The organism is Pseudomonas sp. R28(2017), from assembly GCF_002112505.1.
In the GTDB taxonomy this organism is placed as follows: Bacteria; Pseudomonadota; Gammaproteobacteria; order Pseudomonadales; family Pseudomonadaceae; genus Aquipseudomonas.
In genome coordinates, this window is record NZ_NEHW01000022.1 from 26,812 (window position 1) to 45,082 (window position 18,271).

General features: G+C 68.6%; 1 protein-coding gene (cut by a window edge). It reads left to right on the forward strand.

Annotation, left to right across the window (positions count from 1 at the left end):
- Positions 1–18,271 carry the 5' portion of a non-ribosomal peptide synthetase gene (locus tag CAF78_RS28920; RefSeq protein WP_085679519.1) on the forward strand. Its footprint extends 4,145 nt past the window's final position, so the window shows 18,271 of its 22,416 coding nt (coding positions 1–18,271); its start codon is at positions 1–3; its stop codon lies off the right edge, out of view.

Here is an 18,271-nt window from a genome sequence, read left to right on the forward strand (position 1 = left end):
ATGCTTTTCAGCGAACTGATGGCTGCTCTCTCCACCCATGCAATCCGACTCCAGCGTGAAGACCAGGACCTGATCGTCCTGGGCGACGACGAAGCCCTGGACGACACCCTGTGGGAGGCGCTGTCACGGCACAAGCCGGCCCTGCTGGAAATGCTCGCCGAGCGCGATGACGACTGGCTCAGCCCGGCGTTCCGCATCACCCCCGACATGCTGCCGCTGGTGCAACTCGAGCAGCAGGCCATCGATCGTATAGTGGCCAGCGTGCCAGGCGGTGCTGCCAACGTGCAGGACATCTACCCGCTGGCACCGCTGCAGCAAGGCATGCTCTACCAGCACCTTTCAGCCGCCGACGGTGACCCGTACCTGGCCCAGGTGCAGCTGCGCTTTGCCAGCCAGGCACACCTCGAAGCCTTCGCCCAGGCGCTGCAATGGGTGATCCAGCGCCACGACATCCTGCGCACCGCGCTGCACTGGGAATACCTCGATGAGCCCGTGCAGGTGGTCTGGCGCGAAGCCGCCCTGGTCCGTGACGCCATCGAGGTCGACGGCGACGATGCCCTGGCCCGGCTGTGCGCACGTTTCGATCCGCGTCACTACCGCCTGGACCTGCGCCAGGCGCCGCTGATGCAACTGATGCACGCCCGTGGCGAGGGCGAGCAGTGGGTGGCCTTGCTGATGTTCCACCACGTGGTCATGGACCATACCGCACTGGACATCGTACGCCGCGAAATCCAGGCGCACCTGGCCGGCGAGACGGCGCAGCTGGCGGCGCCGATGCCGTTTCGCAACGTGCTGGCTGCAGCGCGCCAGGCGCTGGACGAACAGGCCCACGAGCGCTTCTTCCGCGAAATGCTCGACGACATCGACGAGCCGACCCTGGCCTTCGGCTTGCAGGACAAAGGCCAGCAGCCACTGGAGCAGGCGCGCCTGACCCTGGCGCCCGAGCTGAGCCTGCGCCTGCGCCGCCAGGCCCGCCAGCTTGGCGTGAGCCCGGCCAGTGTCCTGCACCTGGGCTTCGCCCGCCTGCTCGGGCAACTGTCTGCACGCCAGGCCGTGGTGTTCGGCAGTGTGCTGCTGGGGCGCATGACCACGGGTGAGGGCGGTGAGCAGGCGCTGGGCATGTTCATCAATACCTTGCCGCTGCGCATCGACCTGGGCCGGCACAGCGTGCGCGAGGCGCTGCTGACCACGCACAAACGTCTCAGCGCCTTGCTCGGCCATGAGCAGGCCTCGCTGGCCCTGGCCCAGCGCTGCAGCGGTGTGGCCGCCCCGGCGCCGCTGTTCAACAGCATGCTCAACTACCGCCACAGCGCTGCCGGCGATGCCGCCGAGATCATCCCGGTGGCGCCGGGCATCGATATCGTCGGCGCCGAAGAACGCACCGACTACCCGCTGACCGTGAGCGTCGATGACCTTGGCGATGACCTGCGCCTGACCGTGCAAAGCCTGCCGCAGTGGGGCGCTGGACGTTTGTCCGGGCAGTTCGAGCAGGTACTGGCGAGCCTGGTCGACGCCCTTGAACAGGCCCCTGAAACACCCCTGCAAGGGCTGGCGGTGCTGCCCCAGGCGGAGCGCGAGCAGGTACTGGAGCAGTTCAACCGCACCACCCAGGCTTATCCGCAAGGGGTGACCGTACACGCCCGGGTCGAAGCCCAGGCCGCCCGTTCACCCGAGGCATGCGCGCTGCTGCAGGATGACGTGGCACTGAGCTACGGCGAACTGAACCGACGCGCCAACCAGCTGGCACACCGATTGATCGAGCAAGGGGTCAAGGTGGGTGACCGGGTTGCCCTGTGCCTGCCACGCAGCCCGGAACGCCTGGTCGGCTTGCTGGCGGTGCTCAAGGCCGGGGCTGCCTATGTGCCGGTGGACCCGGCCTATCCGGCTGAGCGTATCGCCTATCTGCTGCAGGACAGCCAGCCGGCGCTGGTACTGGCGAGCACCGTGATCGAGGGCTTGCCGCCCATGGCGCGCCTTGACCTGGACCAGGCTGGCGCCTTTGCCGCGAACAGCGAAAACCCTGAACTGCCCGGCCTCGATGCGCAGCAGCTGGCCTACCTGGTCTACACCTCCGGCTCCACCGGCCAGCCCAAGGGCGTGATGATCGAGCACCAGACCCTGGCCAACCTGGTGCACTGGCACTGCCAGGCGTTCGAGCTGGGTGCCGGTTCGCACAGCGCCAGCGTCGCCGGTTTCGGCTTCGATGCGATGGCCTGGGAAGTCTGGCCAACCCTGTGCGCGGGCGCCACGCTGCACTTGCCGCCGGCACACATCGGTAACCAACACGTCGACGAGTTGCTCGACTGGTGGCTGGCGCAGCCGCTGCAGGTCAGCTTCCTGCCGACCCCGGTGGCCGAGCAGGCCCTGCGCCGTGACCAGCAGCACCCGACCTTGCGCACGCTGCTGGTCGGTGGCGACCGCCTGCGCCAGTTCGAGCGCGATCCGGGCTTTGCCCTGGTCAACAACTACGGCCCGACCGAGACCACGGTAGTGGCCACCTCCGGCCAGGTCGTCGCCAAAGGTGCACTGCACATCGGCCAGCCGATCACCAACACCCGCGTGTATGTGCTCGACGAAGGCCTGCAACCGGTGCCGGTCGGCGTGCGGGGTGAGCTCTTCATCGGCGGGGCGCAGGTCGCACGCGGCTATTTCAACCGCCCTGAACTCACCGCAGAGCGCTTCCTCGACGACCCCTTCAACCCCGGCGGCCGGATGTACCGCAGCGGCGACCTGGTGCGCTGGAACGCCGACGGCACCCTCGATTATCTGGGCCGCAACGATGACCAGGTGAAGGTCCGCGGCGTGCGCGTGGAGCTGGGCGAGATCGAAGCGGCCCTGGCGGCCCGGCCGGGGGTCGATGACGCCGTGGTGCTGGTGCGCGAAGGGCGCCTGCTGGCCTGGTACACCGAGACCGCGCCGGTCGACCCTGAACAATTGCGTCAGGCGCTGCAGGCCAGCCTGCCGGCACACATGGTGCCGTGGGCGTTGATCCGCCTGGATGAACTGCCGCTCACTGGCCACGGCAAGCTCGACCGCCGAGCGCTGCCCGACCCGGACGGCGCCTTGCTGTCGAGGCAGGCCTATGCAGCGCCGCAAGGCGAGACCGAGGCTGCCATGGCGGCGATCTGGGCCGAGGTGCTGGGCGTGGAGCGGGTAGGGCGGCACGACAACTTCTTCGAGCTGGGCGGCCACTCGCTGCTGGCGGTGACCCTGGTCGAGCGCCTGCGCAAGGCCGGCCTGGTCATCGACGTGCGCGTGCTGTTTGCCCAGCCCACCGTGGCCGCTTTGGCCAGCGCGCCGGCGATCGGCGCGCCGGCCCAGGTCCCGGCCAACCGTGTGCCGCAGGGCACTGAGCGTATCACCCCGGCCATGCTCAGCCTGGTCGAGCTGGACCAGGCCAGCATCGATGCCATCGTTGCCACGGTGCCGTGCGGTGCCGCCAACGTGCAGGAGATTTACCCGCTGGCGCCGTTGCAGGAAGGCATCCTCTACCATCACCTGAGCGCCGAACAGGGCGACCCCTACCTGCTGCAGACGCGCCTGGCCTTCGACAGCGTCGAGCGCCTGCTGGCCTGGGCCGGCGCCTTGCAGCAGGTCATCGACCGCCACGACATCCTGCGCACCGCCGTGCACTGGCAGGGGCTGGCGCAGCCGTTGCAGGTGGTATGGCGTGCCGCCGAACTGGCCGTGTGCGAGGTCGACGACCTGGCCGATGAGCCGGGTGTTTCGCGTATCGAGCAATTGCACGCGCGGTTCGATGCGCGCCATCACCGGCTGGACCTGGGCCAGGCACCGCTGACCCGCCTGTATTACAGCCTCGACCCCGCCAACCATCAGGTGGTGGCGATCCTGCTGTTCCATCACCTGACCCTCGACCACACCGCCATGGATGTGGTCGCCCGGGAAATGCGCGCCCTGCTTTTCGGCCAGGGCCAATCCCTGCCGGCGGCGGTGCCTTACCGCAACTACGTGGCCCAGGCGCGCCTGGCCGACCCGGCTGGCCAAGCGGCATTTTTCCGCGAGATGCTCGCGGATGTCGACGAGCCGACCTTGCCATTGGGCTTTGCCGACGTGCAGGGCGACGGGCGCAATATCGAGAGTGCCTTCATGGCGCTGGATGCCGGCCTCAGCCTGCGCCTGCGCAGCCAGGCGCGGGAGCTGGGGGTCAGCGCCGCCAGCCTGATGCACCTGGCCTGGGCGCGGGTGCTGGGGGTGCTGGCCAACCGTACCGACGTGGTGTTCGGCACGGTGCTGATGGGCCGGCTGCAAGGGGGTGAAGGCGCTGATCGCGCGCTGGGCATGTTCATCAACACCTTGCCGCTGCGGGTCGACACCGGTGCCGGCGCGCACGCCGCAGTACGGGCTACCCACCGCAGCCTGTCGGCACTGCTCGGCCACGAACACGCCCCCTTGGCCCTGGCCCAGCGCTGCAGCGGCGTGGCCGCTTCGCTGCCACTGTTCAGCGCCTTGCTCAACTACCGCCACAGCGCCGCCGATGCACCACGCGAAGGCGAGGGCATCTGGGAGGGCGTGCGTTTGCTCGGTGGCGAGGAGCGCAGCAACTACCCGCTGACCTTGAGCGTCAACGACCTTGGCGAGGGTTTCAGCCTCAGTGTGCTGGCTGTCGAAGGCATCGGTGCCGCCCGTGTCACCGGGTGGATGGCCAACACGCTGGCGCAGCTGCTGCAGGCGCTGGAGTCTGGGCAGGAGGCTGCGGTCGATCGCCTGCCGATGCTCGATGAGCAGGCACGCCAGCAGTTGCTTGGCAGCTTCAATGCCACGGCGCAGGCGTATCCGCAAGGGCAGACCATCAGCGCCCTGATCGAGGCCCAGGCCGCGCGCGCGCCCGAGGCGTGCGCCGTGAGCCAGGGCGAGCAGGCGCTGAGCTATGGCGAACTCAACCGGCGCGCCAACCGCCTGGCCCACCGCCTGATCGAACTTGGTGTGCAGTGCGGCGACCGGGTCGCCCTGTGCCTGCCGCGCAGCATCGAGCGGCTGATCGGCTTGCTGGCCGTGCTCAAGACCGGCGCTGCCTATGTGCCGGTGGACCCGAACTACCCGCCAGCGCGCATCGCCTACCTGCTGGCCGACAGTTCGCCCGCGCTGCTGGTGGCCGACTCGACCGTGGCTGACTTGCCAGGTGAGCTGCCCCGGCTGGACCTCGACCTGCCAGGCAGCTGGCATGCCAGCGAACGCAACCCTGAAGTGGCCGGGCACGATGCTCATCAGCTGGCCTACGTGGTCTACACCTCCGGCTCCACCGGCCAACCCAAGGGCGTGATGGTCGAGCACCGGACCCTGGCCAACCTGGTGCATTGGCACTGCCAGGCCTTCGCGCTGGGCGCTGGCGAACGCACTTCCAGCGTTGCCGGCTTTGGTTTCGATGCCATGGCCTGGGAGGTCTGGCCGGCGTTGTGCGCCGGTGCCGCGCTGCACCTGCCGCCGTCGCACATCGGCAACGAGCACGTCGAGGAACTGCTCGACTGGTGGCTGGAGCAGCCGCTGAAGGTCAGTTTCCTGCCGACCCCGGTCGCCGAACAGGCGCTGCGCCGCGAACGCCAGCACCCGACCTTGCGTACCCTGCTGATCGGTGGCGACCGCCTGCGCCAGTTCGACCGCGACCCAGGCTTCGAGCTGGTCAACAACTACGGGCCGACCGAAACCACCGTGGTCGCCACGTCCGGCAGGGTGCTGCCCGGCGGCGCGCTGCACATCGGCCAGCCAGTCGCCAACACCCGCGTCTACGTGCTCGATGAGCGTCGCCAGCCAGTACCGGTGGGGGTGACCGGCGAGTTGTACATCGGTGGCGGCCAGGTTGCCCGCGGCTATTTCAACCGCCCGCAACTGACCGAGGAGCGCTTCCTGGCCGACCCGTTCAGTCGCCTGCCGGGTGCACGCATGTATCGCAGTGGCGACCTGGTGCGCTGGAACGCCGACGGCACCCTCGACTACCTAGGCCGCAACGATGACCAGGTGAAGATCCGCGGCATGCGCGTCGAACTGGGCGAGGTCGAAGCGGCCCTGGCGGCCCAACCCGGTATCGAGCATGCCGTGGTACTGGTGCGCGGTGAGCGCCTGCTGGCCTGGTTTACCGAAACCGCGCCGGTCGACCTCGCTGCGCTGCGCCAGGCGCTGCAAGCCAGCCTGCCAGCGCACATGCTGCCCCATGCGTTCATGCGCCTGGCGCAGCTGCCGCTCACCAGCCACGGCAAGCTGGACCGCCGCGCACTGCCCGAGCCGGACTGGGCAGAGCAAGGCCATGTCGAGCCCCTGGGTGAAACCGAAACCCGCATGGCCGCGCTCTGGGCCGAGGTACTGGGCGTCGAGCGGGTAGGGCGACACGACAACTTCTTCGAGCTGGGCGGCCACTCGCTGCTGGCCGTGACGCTGATCGAGCGCCTGCGCCAGCAAGGCCTGAACACCGACGTGCGGGTGCTGTTCAGCCAGCCCACGGTGGCGGCACTGGCTGCGGCGCTGGGCAAGGGCCGCCAGGTGGTGGTACCGGAGAATCGCATCCCGGCCGGCTGCAGCCAGATCACCCCGGACCTGCTGCCCCTGCTTGACCTGGACCCGGCCAGTATCGCGCGCATCGTCGCCACGGTGCCGGGTGGTGCCGCCAACGTGCAGGACATCTACCCGCTGGCCCCGCTGCAGGAAGGCATCCTCTATCACCACCTCAGTGCCAACGGCGCCGACCCGTACCTGCTGCAGTGGCGTGTCGCCTTCGACAGCCTGGCACGGCTGCAAGCCTTCGCCGGTGCCCTGGACAAGGTCATCGCCCGCCACGATGTGCTGCGCACCGCAGTACTCTGGGATGGCCTGCTGCAACCTGTGCAAGTGGTCTGGCGCAGCGCGCCAAGCGTTATCGGCGCCGGCTCGGCGGCCATCAGGCTGGATCAGGCCCCGTTGATCCGCCTGCTGTACAGCACGTCCGAGGGCGCCATCGAAGCGACCTTGCAGTTCCACCACATCGCCCTCGACCACACCGCGATGAAAGGGGTGCTGGACGAAATCCGCGACCACCTGTGCGGCCGGCAGCCGACCCGGCCGCCGGTGCCTTACCGCAACTACGTGGCCCAGGCACGCCTGGCCATCAGCGAAGCCGAGCACGAAGCCTTCTTCCGCGCCGAACTCGGCGACATCGACGAGCCCACCTTGCCATACGGCCTGGCCGACCTGCACGGCCAGGCCAGCTGCTTTGACCTGGCCACGGTGCAACTGGAAAGCCAGCAGTACCAGCGCCTGCGTCAACAGGCCCGGCAACTGGGCGTGAGTGCCGCCAGCCTGCTGCACCTGGCCTGGGCGCGGCTGGTCTCGGCCACCAGTGGCAGGGACAGTGTGGTGTTCGGCACCGTGCTGCTCGGCCGCCTGCAGGGCGGGGCTGGCGCCGATCACGGCCTGGGCATGTTCATCAACACCCTGCCGCTGCGCCTGGACCTCGATGGCCTTGGCGTGCGTGACGGCGTGCGCCGGGCCCATGAGCGCCTGAGCGCGCTGCTGGTGCATGAGCACGCTTCGCTGGCCCTGGCCCAGCGTTGCAGTGGCGTGGCCGCGCCCACGCCATTGTTCAGCGCCATGCTCAACTACCGCCATGGTGCCAGCGCCAGCGAACAGCAGGCGCAACGCGAAGCCCTGGAAGGCATCCAGGCGCTGCCCAGCGGCGGCCATGGCAACTACCCCCTGAGCATCAACGTCGATGACCTCGGCGACGGCCTGCGCATGACTACCCAGGTTACGGCGCAGGTCGGTGCGCAGCGCGTCTGCGATCAACTGCTGCAGGTGCTGGTCGGCCTGCTCGATGCGCTGGAACAACAGCCGCAGCTGCCGGTGCAGCAGTTGCCCGTATTGACGCCTCGGGAGCGCCGGCAACTGCTGGTCGAGGCCAACGCCACCGGGCACCCGCACGATCTGCAGCAGCCGCTGCACAGCCTGTTCGAGGCCCAGGTCAGGCTCACGCCCGATGCCCCGGCGCTGGTGGCTGAAGAGGGTGAGCTCAGTTACCGCCAGCTCGACGAGCAGGCCAACCGCCTGGCCCATCACCTGATCGCCCTCGGGGTAAAACCCGACGACCGCGTGGCGGTGTGCGTCGAGCGTGGGCTGTCGCTGGTGGTCGGCCTGCTGGCCATTCTCAAGGCTGGCGGCGCCTATGTGCCGGTCGACCCGAGCTACCCGGCCGAGCGCATCCGCCACATGCTGGACGACAGCGCGCCCCAGGCACTGCTGGTGCACGCTGCCACCCGCGAGCTGGCGAAGCACGCGGTGCAGGTCGACCTTGACCGGCCACGTTGGAACCGCCGGCCAATCAGCAAGCCGCACGTGGCAGGCCTGACCGCGCAGCACCTTGCCTACGTGATCTATACCTCCGGCTCCACCGGCGTGCCGAAAGGCGTGATGGTCGAGCACCGCAACGTGGTCAACCTGGTGCACTGGAGCCGGCGCCTGTGCGTCGGCGCCCGCAGCGTGCTGCACAAGACCCCGACCAGTTTCGATGCCTCGGTGTGGGAGCTGTTCTGGCCACTGTGCAGCGGCCTGCGCCTGGTGCTGGCGCGCCCGGATGGCCACCGCGATGGGCAGTACCTCGCGCAATTGATCCAGCACCAGCAGGTGAACGTGGTACAGTTCGTGCCAGCCTTGCTGCAGCAGTTCCTGGAGCAGGCCCAGAGCGCCGACTGTACCAGCCTGAGCGACATCGTCTGTGGCGGCGGCGAGCTGACCGAAGCGCTGGCGGCCCTGGTGCGCCAGCGCTTGCCCGGCGTGCGCCTGCATAACGTCTATGGCCCCACCGAAACCACCGTCGACTGCAGCGCCTGGACGCTGCAGCCCGATGCTGCGCTGCCGGGCGGCACCCTGCCGATTGGCCGGCCGATCGACAACACTGCGCTGTATGTGCTCGATAACCGCGACCAGCCGGTGCCGTGGGGCGTGGCCGGCCACCTGCACATCGGTGGCGCCGGCGTGACCCGTGGCTACCTGGGCCTGCCCCAGCAGCAGGCTGAGCGCTTTATCGACAACCCGTTCGAGGCTGGCGGGCGCCTGTACCGCAGTGGCGACCTGGTGCGCCAGCGTGCCGATGGCAGCCTCGAGTTCCTCGGGCGCAACGACCAGCAGGTGAAGATCCGTGGCCTGCGTATCGAACCGGGCGAGATCGAGGCCTGCCTGACCCGCATCGCGGGTGTGCGCGAAGCCGTGGTGCTGGCGGCCGATGCACGTCTGGTCGCCTATCACACCGGGGAACCACAGGCTGCAGACAGCCTGCGCCAGGCGTTGCTGGCACAACTGCCGGACTACATGGTGCCCGCGCAGTACATTCACCTCCAGCAACTGCCGTTGACCGCCAACGGCAAGCTCGACCGCAAGGCCCTGCCAGCCCCCGACGCGGCACTGCAGCCGCGCGCCTTCGAGGCCCCGCAAGGCAGCACCGAAACCCTGCTGGCCGCCCTCTGGTGCGAGCTGCTGGGTTTGGAGCGGGTAGGGCGGCACGACAACTTCTTCGAACTGGGCGGCCACTCGCTGCTGGCCGTGAGCCTGACCGCGCGCCTGCGCCTGCAGGGCCTGCAGGTGGATGTGCGGACCCTGTTCGGCCAGCCGACCCTGGCCGCACTGGCCGCAACCCTCGGGAGCGATCAGCACGTGCAGGTGCCCGCCAACCGTATCCCGGCGGATTGCCGGCAGATCAAGCCTGAGCTGCTCAGCCTGATCGAACTTGACCAGGCCAGCATCGACCGGATTGTCGCGAGCGTGCCGGGCGGTGCGGCCAACGTGCAGGACATCTACCCGCTGGCCCCGTTGCAGGAGGGGATTCTCTACCACCATCTGAGCGCGGCCGGGCACGATCCGTACGTCCTCTACTCACGCCTGCGCTTCGACAACCTGCAACGCCTGCAGGCCTTCGCCAGTGCCCTCGACCAGGTCATCGCCCGTCACGATGTGCTGCGCACTGCCGTGCTCTGGGATGGCCTGCCGCAGCCGGTGCAGGTGGTTTTGCGCACCGTGCCGGGTGTCTTGGCGGGCACCCTGGACGGTGGTTTGCCGACGATGAGGCTGGACCAGGCACCGTTGATCCAGCTGTTCTACACCCAGGGCGATGGCGTGCTCGAGGCCACCCTGCAGTTCCACCACATCGTGCTCGACCACACGGCCCTGGAGGTGGTCGGCGAAGAACTGCAAGGCTTCCTGCAGGGCGCCCCAGCCCCGGCCCATGCCCCGGTGCCTTACCGCAATTATGTGGCCCAGGCCCGCCTGGGCATCAGCCAGGGCGAGCACGAAGCGTTCTTCCGCACGCAACTGGCCGACATCGATGAACCAACCTTGCCGTTCGGCCTCAGCGACGTGCAGGGCGACGGCCGTGACATGCAGGAGGTCAAACTGACGCTGTCGACGACGCTTGCCTCGGCCCTGCGCCGTCAGGCCCGTGTGCTGGGCATCAGCGTCGCCAGCCTGTTCCACCTGGCCTGGGCGCGCCTGCTGGGTGCCGCCAGCGGTCAGGACCGCGTGGTGTTCGGCACCGTGCTGCTGGGCCGCCTGCAAGGCGGCGAAGGTGCCGAGCGGGCGCTGGGCATGTTCATCAACACCTTGCCGTTGCGGGTCGACCTGGGCGGCGTCAGCCTGCGCGAGGCGGCGCATGCCACCCACCAGCGGCTCAGTGCACTGCTGGCCCACGAGCATGCCTCGCTGGCGCTGGCCCAGCGCTGCAGCGGCGTGGCCGCGCCGTTGCCTTTGTTCAGCGCCATGCTGAACTACCGCCACGGTGCCGTGGCCAATGCCGAGCAACGCAAGGCCTGGCAAGGCATCGAGGTGCTCGACGGGCAGGAGCGTACCAACTACCCACTGAGCCTGAATGTGGACGACCTGGGCGAAGGCTTCCGCCTGGTGGCCATGACGCCGGCCGAAATTGGCGCGGCGCGTATCTGCGGGCAGATGAACCAGGTGCTGGAGGCCATGGTCGAGGCGCTGGAGCATGAGCCGGAGCTGTTGTTGCAGCGCCTGCCGGTGCTGGAGGCCGAAGAGCGCCAGCGCGTGCTGGCCGATTTCAACGACACGACAGTCGATTACGACCTTGAGCAGACCTTGCATGGCCTGATCGAGGTGCAGGTGGCGCGTACACCGGATGCACTTGCCGTGCGGGCTGACGAGGGTGAACTGAGTTATCGCCAGCTCAACGAGCAGGCCAACCGACTCGCGCATCACCTGGTCGCCCTGGGCGTCAAACCGGATGATCGTGTGGCGATCTGTGTCGAACGTAGCCTGTCGATGGTGGTCGGGTTGCTGGCCATTCTCAAGGCCGGTGGCGCTTACGTGCCGGTCGACCCGGATTACCCGGCCGAGCGTGTGCGTCATATGCTCAGCGACAGCGCGCCAGTGGCGGTGCTGGTGCATGCCGCGACACGCCATGTGCCGGATGCCGGGCAGATCATCGATCTGGATCAGCCCAGCTGGAATGACCAGCCTGCAAGTAACCCCGTGATTGCAGGCCTGACGCCACAGCATTTGGCCTACGTGATCTACACCTCCGGTTCGACCGGTCTGCCCAAAGGCGTGATGAACGAACACGCCGGTGTGGTGAACCGCCTGCTGTGGATGCAGGATGCCTATGAGCTCGGCGCCGATGATGTGGTGTTGCAGAAAACCCCGTTCAGCTTCGACGTGTCGGTGTGGGAGTTCCTCTGGCCGCTGCAGACCGGTGCGCGCCTGGTCATAGCCCGCCCGGGTGGGCACCGCGATCCCGAATACCTGCGCCAGGTCATTCGCGACGAAGGCGTCACCACCTTGCACTTCGTGCCGTCGATGCTGGATGTGTTCCTGTCTTCCACAGCAAACACCCCCCCTGTGGGAGCGGGTTCACCCGCGAACACCGGCGAAGCCGGTGCCATACACCGAGTCGACTTCTTCGCGGGCAAGCCCGCTCCCACAGGGACGGTGCAGGTTCTGAAGCGGGTGCTGTGCAGCGGCGAAGCCCTGCCGGGCAGCCTGGTGCGCCGCTTCCACGCCCAGTTGCCAGCCGTAGAGCTGCACAACCTCTACGGCCCGACCGAAGCGGCAGTGGATGTCAGTGCCTGGCACTGCCTAACCGCACCGGACAACACCCCGATCGGCAAGCCGATCGCCAACACCACGCTGTACGTGCTCGATGGCCAAGGCCAACCGGTGCCGCAAGGCGTGGCCGGCGAGCTGTTCATCGGCGGCGTCCAAGTCGCCCGTGGCTACCTCAACCGCACCGAACTCACAGCTGAGCGCTTCATCGACGATCCGTTCCGCCCGGGCGGACGGCTGTACCGCACCGGCGACCTCGCACGCCACCTGGCGGACGGCAACCTCGAATACCTGGGCCGCAACGACGACCAGGTGAAAATCCGTGGCCTGCGCATCGAACTGGGCGAAATCCAGGCCGGCCTGACGGCCATCGACGGCATCAAAGAAGCCGTGGTCGTGGCCCGCGATCAGCGCCTGGTCGCGTACTACACCGGCGAATCGAAAACCATGGAGGCCCTGCGCACGGCACTGCTCGCGCACCTGCCGGAGTTCATGGTCCCGGCGCTGTTCATGCACCTCGAAGCGCTGCCGCTGAGCCCCAACGGCAAGCTTGACCGCAAGGCACTGCCTGAACCCGATGCCATCCAGGATCGCGCTTATGAAGCGCCCGAGGGCGAAACCGAAACGCTACTGGCCGCCCTCTGGTGCGAGCTGCTGGGTGTGGAACGGGTAGGGCGCCACGACAACTTCTTCGAACTGGGTGGCCATTCGCTGCTGGCAGTGACCCTGACCTCGCGCCTGCGCCAGCAAGGCCTGCATGCCGATATCCGCGTGCTGTTCGGCCAGCCGACCCTGGCCGCGCTGGCGGCGGCGGTGGGCACTGCAACCGCCGTACAGGTGCCGGGCAACCGCATTGCGCAAGGTTGCCTGCGCATCACCCCGGGCATGCTGCCACTGGCAGACCTGTCACAGGCGTCCATCGACGGCCTGACTGCACAAGTCCCGGGGGGCGCCAGCAATGTCCAGGATATTTACGGCCTGGCCCCGTTGCAGCAAGGCATTCTCTACCACCACCTGGCCAGTGAAGGCGCCGACCCCTATGTGTTGCAGGCGCGTTTCGCCTTCCCCGACCAGGCCACGCTGGACGCTTTCGCCGCAGCCCTGGACCAGGTCATTGCCCGCCACGACATCCTGCGCACCAGCATCCACTGGCAGAACCTCGAAGAACCGGTGCAAGTCGTCTGGCGCGAGGCGCCCCTCGCCCAAGGGGGCGGCACCGCCATCAACCTGAACCATGCGCCCCTGATCCGCCTGCTTCCCGGGCAATCCAGCGGCCGCCTGGAAGCGACCCTGCTGATCCACCACATCATCCTTGACCACGCCGCCGTCGAGCAGCTGGTTGCGGAGATCACCGCCGTGCTGCAGGGCCGTGCGCTGGCGCACGCCAGCGTGCCATACCGCAACTATGTGGCCCAGTCGCGCCTGGGCAATCATCGCCAGGCAGCAGAGGCGATGTTCCGCGAGTTGCTGGGCGACATCGACGAACCCACCGAGGTGTTCGGCCTGCGCGACGCGCACAGCGACGCCAGCCGGGTGCTCGACAGCCGCCAGGCACTGGATGTCGCTGTCGGCAACCGCCTGCGTGACCAGGCCCGCCAGCTGGGCATCAGCGTCGCCAGCCTGGTGCACCAGGCCTGGGGCCAGGTGCTGGCGCAGCTGTCCGGCCGCGAGGAGGTGGTATTCGGCACCGTGCTGCTGGGCCGCCTGCAAGGCGGCGAGGGCGCCGAACGGGCGCTGGGCATGTTCATCAACACCTTGCCGCTGCGCGTGAGTGTCGGCACCCAGGCGGCCAGCGACGGCGTACGCCTGACCCACCAGCGCCTGGCCCGCCTGCTTGCCCATGAACAGGCGTCGCTTGCCGAAGCCCAGCGTTGCAGCGCGGTGCCGGCCGGCCAGCCACTGTTCACCAGCTTGCTCAACTTTCGTCACAGCGCCCCGGCCAAGGCCGAGCTGCGCGACGCCTGGCAGGGTATCGAGCAACTGGCCGCGCATGAGCGCAGCCACTATCCACTGGTGGTCAATGTCGACGACCTGGGTGATGCCTTCGTGCTCACCGTACAGGCGCTGGAGGACGTGGACGGGGCACAGGTCTGCCGCCTGCTCGCTACGGCCCTGGAGCAGCTGTCACAGGCCCTTGAGCTGGCGCCGGCAACGCCGCTGCGACAGCTGAGCTGCCTGGCACCTGCCGAGCGCGAGCGGGTGCTGCAGGGTTTCAACGCCACCCGCCGTGACTACCCGCGCGAGCGTGCCGTGCATACCCTGTTCGGCGCCCATGCCGCACTCAGCCCCGCGGCTGTGGCCGTGGTGCACGGTGACCGGCAATACAGCTATGCGCAACTCGACCAGCACGCCAACCGCCTGGCCCATCACCTGCTGGCGTTGGGTGTACAGCCGGGTGAGCGCGTTGCGCTGTTGCTGCCGCGCAGTTTCGACCTGCTGGCGGCGCAATTGGCGGCGAGCAAGTGCGCGGCGGTGTACGTGCCGCTGGACAGCAATGCCCCGGCCGAACGCCAGGCATTCATGATCGCCGACAGCCAGGCCCGGGTGCTGCTGACCCTCAGCAGCGAGCACCAGGTCGGCGAGGCCATGCGGGTCGAACTCGATCGCCTGGCGCTGGACGCTTTCCCGTCGCACGCGCCAGGCCTGTCGGTCAGTGCCGAAAGCGCGGCCTATATCATGTACACCTCGGGTTCCACGGGTACGCCGAAAGGCGTGCAGGTACCCCACCGCGCCATCGTGCGCCTGGTGATCAACAATGGCTTTGCCGATTTCAACAGCCAGGACCGGGTGGCATTCGCCTCCAACCCGGCGTTCGACGCCAGTACCCTGGAAGTCTGGGCGCCGCTGCTCAACGGCGGCACGCTGGTGGTCATCGATCAGCACCAGGTGCTGTCACGCCAAGCCCTGAGGGATACCTTGCTGCACCAGGCCGTGAGCGTGTTGTGGCTCACCGCCGGGTTGTTCCACCAGTTTGCCGACGACCTGCTGCCGGCATTTGCCAGGCTGCGCTACCTGATGGTCGGTGGCGATGTGCTGGACCCGGCGGTGGTCGCCCGTGTACTGCGCCAAGGCGCGCCGGCGCACCTGCTCAATGGTTACGGCCCGACCGAGGCCACCACCTTCAGCACCACCCACGAAATCGTCGAAGTGGGCGAGGGCAGCATTCCGATCGGCAGGCCGATCGGCAATGGCCGCTGCTACGTGCTCGATGCCCGTCGCCAGCCGCTGCCTGTCGGCGCGGTGGGCGAGCTGTACATCGGTGGCGATGGCGTTGCCCTGGGTTACCTGGGCCAGCCGGCACTGAGCGCCGAACGCTTCCTCGATGACCCCTTCAGCCCGCAGCCGGGTGCGCGGATGTACCGCAGCGGCGACCTGGTCAGCTGGCAGGCCGACGGCTCCTTGCGTTACCTGGGCCGCGCCGACCAGCAGATCAAGCTGCGCGGTTTCCGTATCGAGCTGGGTGAGATCGAAGCGCGCCTGGGTGCGTGCGCTGGCGTTCGCGATGCGGCCGTTGTGCTGCGTGAGGATGCCCCGGGCGACAAGCGCCTGGTGGCCTACTTCACGGCCAGTGGCGCCGCCCCGACCCTCGCCGAACTCCATGCCCAGCTGCAAGGCCAGTTGCCCGACTACATGCTGCCGGCCGCCTACGTGCTGCTGGCCACCTTGCCCTTGACCGCCAACGGCAAGCTCGACCGCCGCGCCTTGCCGCCACCTGGCCGCGAGGCCTTGCTCAGCCGCGCCTTCGAAGCGCCACAGGGGGCGGTGGAAACCGCCCTGGCGGCGATCTGGGCGGACGTGCTGAAGGTCGAGTACGTCGGCCGCCACGATCACTTCTTCGAGCTGGGCGGCCACTCGCTGCTGGCGGTGACGTTGATCGAGCGCATGCGCCAGGCCGGCCTGGGCGCCGATGTGCGGGTGCTGTTCGCCCAGCCGACCCTGGCGGCCCTGGCGGCGGCCGTGGGCAGCGGCCGTGAAGTGCAGGTGCCGGCCAACCGCGTGCCGCAGGGTGCCCTGCACATCACCCCGGCCATGCTCAGCCTGGTCGAGCTGGACCAGGCCACCATCGACCGTATCGTCGCCAGCGTGCCTGGCGGTGCTGCCAACGTGCAGGAAATCTACCCGCTGGCGCCGTTGCAGGAGGGCATTCTCTACCACCACCTGAGTGCCGGGCAGGGCGACCCCTACCTGCTGCAGTCGCGGCTGGCCTTCGACAGCCTGGCCCGCCTGCAGGCTTGGGCTGCAGCCTTGCAGCAGGTCATCGACCGCCACGACATCCTGCGCACGGCCGCGCTGACCGAGGGGCTGGCGCAGCCGCTGCAGGTGGTCTGGCGTGAAGCGCGCATGGCGGTGACCTCGGTCGACGACCTGCAAGGCGCCTCGGTCATCGATGCCTTGCAGGCGCGGTTCGATGCCCGCCATCAGCGCCTGGACCTGGCGCGTGCGCCGTTGATGCGCCTGCTGTATGCCGACGACCCGGCCAACCAGCGAGTGGTGGCGATCCTGCAGTTCCACCACCTGGCCCTCGACCACACCGCGATGGAAGTGATTGCCGCAGAAATGCGCCAGCTGCTCGCTGGCCAGGCCGACCAGCTGGCGGCCCCGGTGCCGTATCGCACCTATGTCGCCCAAGCCCGGCTGGGGGCCGACGATGCCGGTCACGAGGCGTTCTTCCGCGACATGCTCGGCGACCTCGACGAGCCGACCTTGCCGTTCGGCCTGGCCGATGTGCAGGGCGATGGCCAGGCCATCGAAGAAGCGCAGCTGCCGCTCGACCCCGCGCTGGCCCGCCAGCTGCGCGAGCAGGCCCGGCGCCTGGGCGTGAGCGTTGCGAGCCTGGCGCACCTGGCCTGGGCACGGGTGGTCGGCGTGCTGGCCAACCGCAGCGATGTGGTGTTCGGCACCGTGCTGATGGGCCGCCTGCAAGGCGGCGAGGGCGCCGACCGCGCGCTGGGCGTGTTCATCAACACCTTGCCGCTGCGCATCGACCTGACCGCGCCGGTGCAGCAGGCCGTGCGCGTGACCCACCAGCGGCTGTCTGCGCTGCTGGGGCACGAGCACGCTTCGCTGGCCCTGGCCCAGCGCTGCAGTGGCGTGGCCGCATCGCTGCCACTGTTCAGCGCCTTGTTCAACTACCGCCACAGCAGCGCTGCCAGCCCGGCTGCCGACGCTGCCAGCCAGCAGGGCGTTCGCCTGCTTGGCGGTGAAGAGCGCAGCAACTACCCGCTGACCCTCAGCGTCGACGACCTGGGCGAAGGCTTTACCCTCAGCGTCCTGGCCCAGCAGGGGATCGGTGCCGAACGGGTCACGCAGTGGATGGCCCACGCCCTGGCCCAGTTGAGCCAGGCGCTGGAACAGCCAGGCAGCACGCCAGTGGCCGGCTTGTCGATCCTTGATACGCCAGCCCGTCAGCAGGTGCTGCAAGCGTTCAATGCCACCTCCCGCCGTTACCCCCAGGGCCAGACCGTGCACAGCCTGGTGGAAACCCAGGCCGCCCGTGCACCACAAGCGGCGGCGCTGGTGCAGGGTGGCCAGGTCCTGAGCTATGGCGAGCTCAACCGCAGCGCCAACCGCCTGGCCCATCACCTGATCGCCCGCGGCGTGCAGGTCGGCGACCGGGTCGCCGTGTGCCTGCCTCGCAGCCTTGAGCGCCTGGTGGCGCTGCTCGCCGTGCTCAAGGCCGGCGCCGCTTATGTGCCGGTAGACCCCGCGTACCCGGCGCAGCGCATCGCGTATCTGTTGCAGGACAGCGCACCGGTGCTGGTGTTGACCGACGCAGGCACCCAGGCGCTGGTCGGTGACACCCTGCAGGTGCAGCTGCACGGTGATGACTGGCAGGCGCAGGCCGACAGCAATCCGCGTGTCACCGGCCTGGATGCCCAGCAGTTGGCCTACGTGATCTACACCTCCGGCTCCACCGGCCAGCCGAAGGGGGTGATGGTCGAGCACGCCACCCTGGCCAACCTGGTGCACTGGCACTGCGATGCCTTCGCCCTGGGCGCCGGCAGCCACACCAGCAGTGTGGCCGGTTTCGGCTTCGATGCCGTGGCCTGGGAAGTGTGGCCGGCGTTGTGCGCGGGGGCCGTGCTGCACCTGCCGCCTGCGCGCATTGCCGGCGAGCATGTCGACGAACTGCTCGACTGGTGGCTAGAGCAACCGTTGCAGGTCAGCTTCCTGCCCACCCCGGTCGCTGAACAGGCGCTGCGCCGCGAGCGCCAGCACCCGACCTTGCGCACCTTGCTGG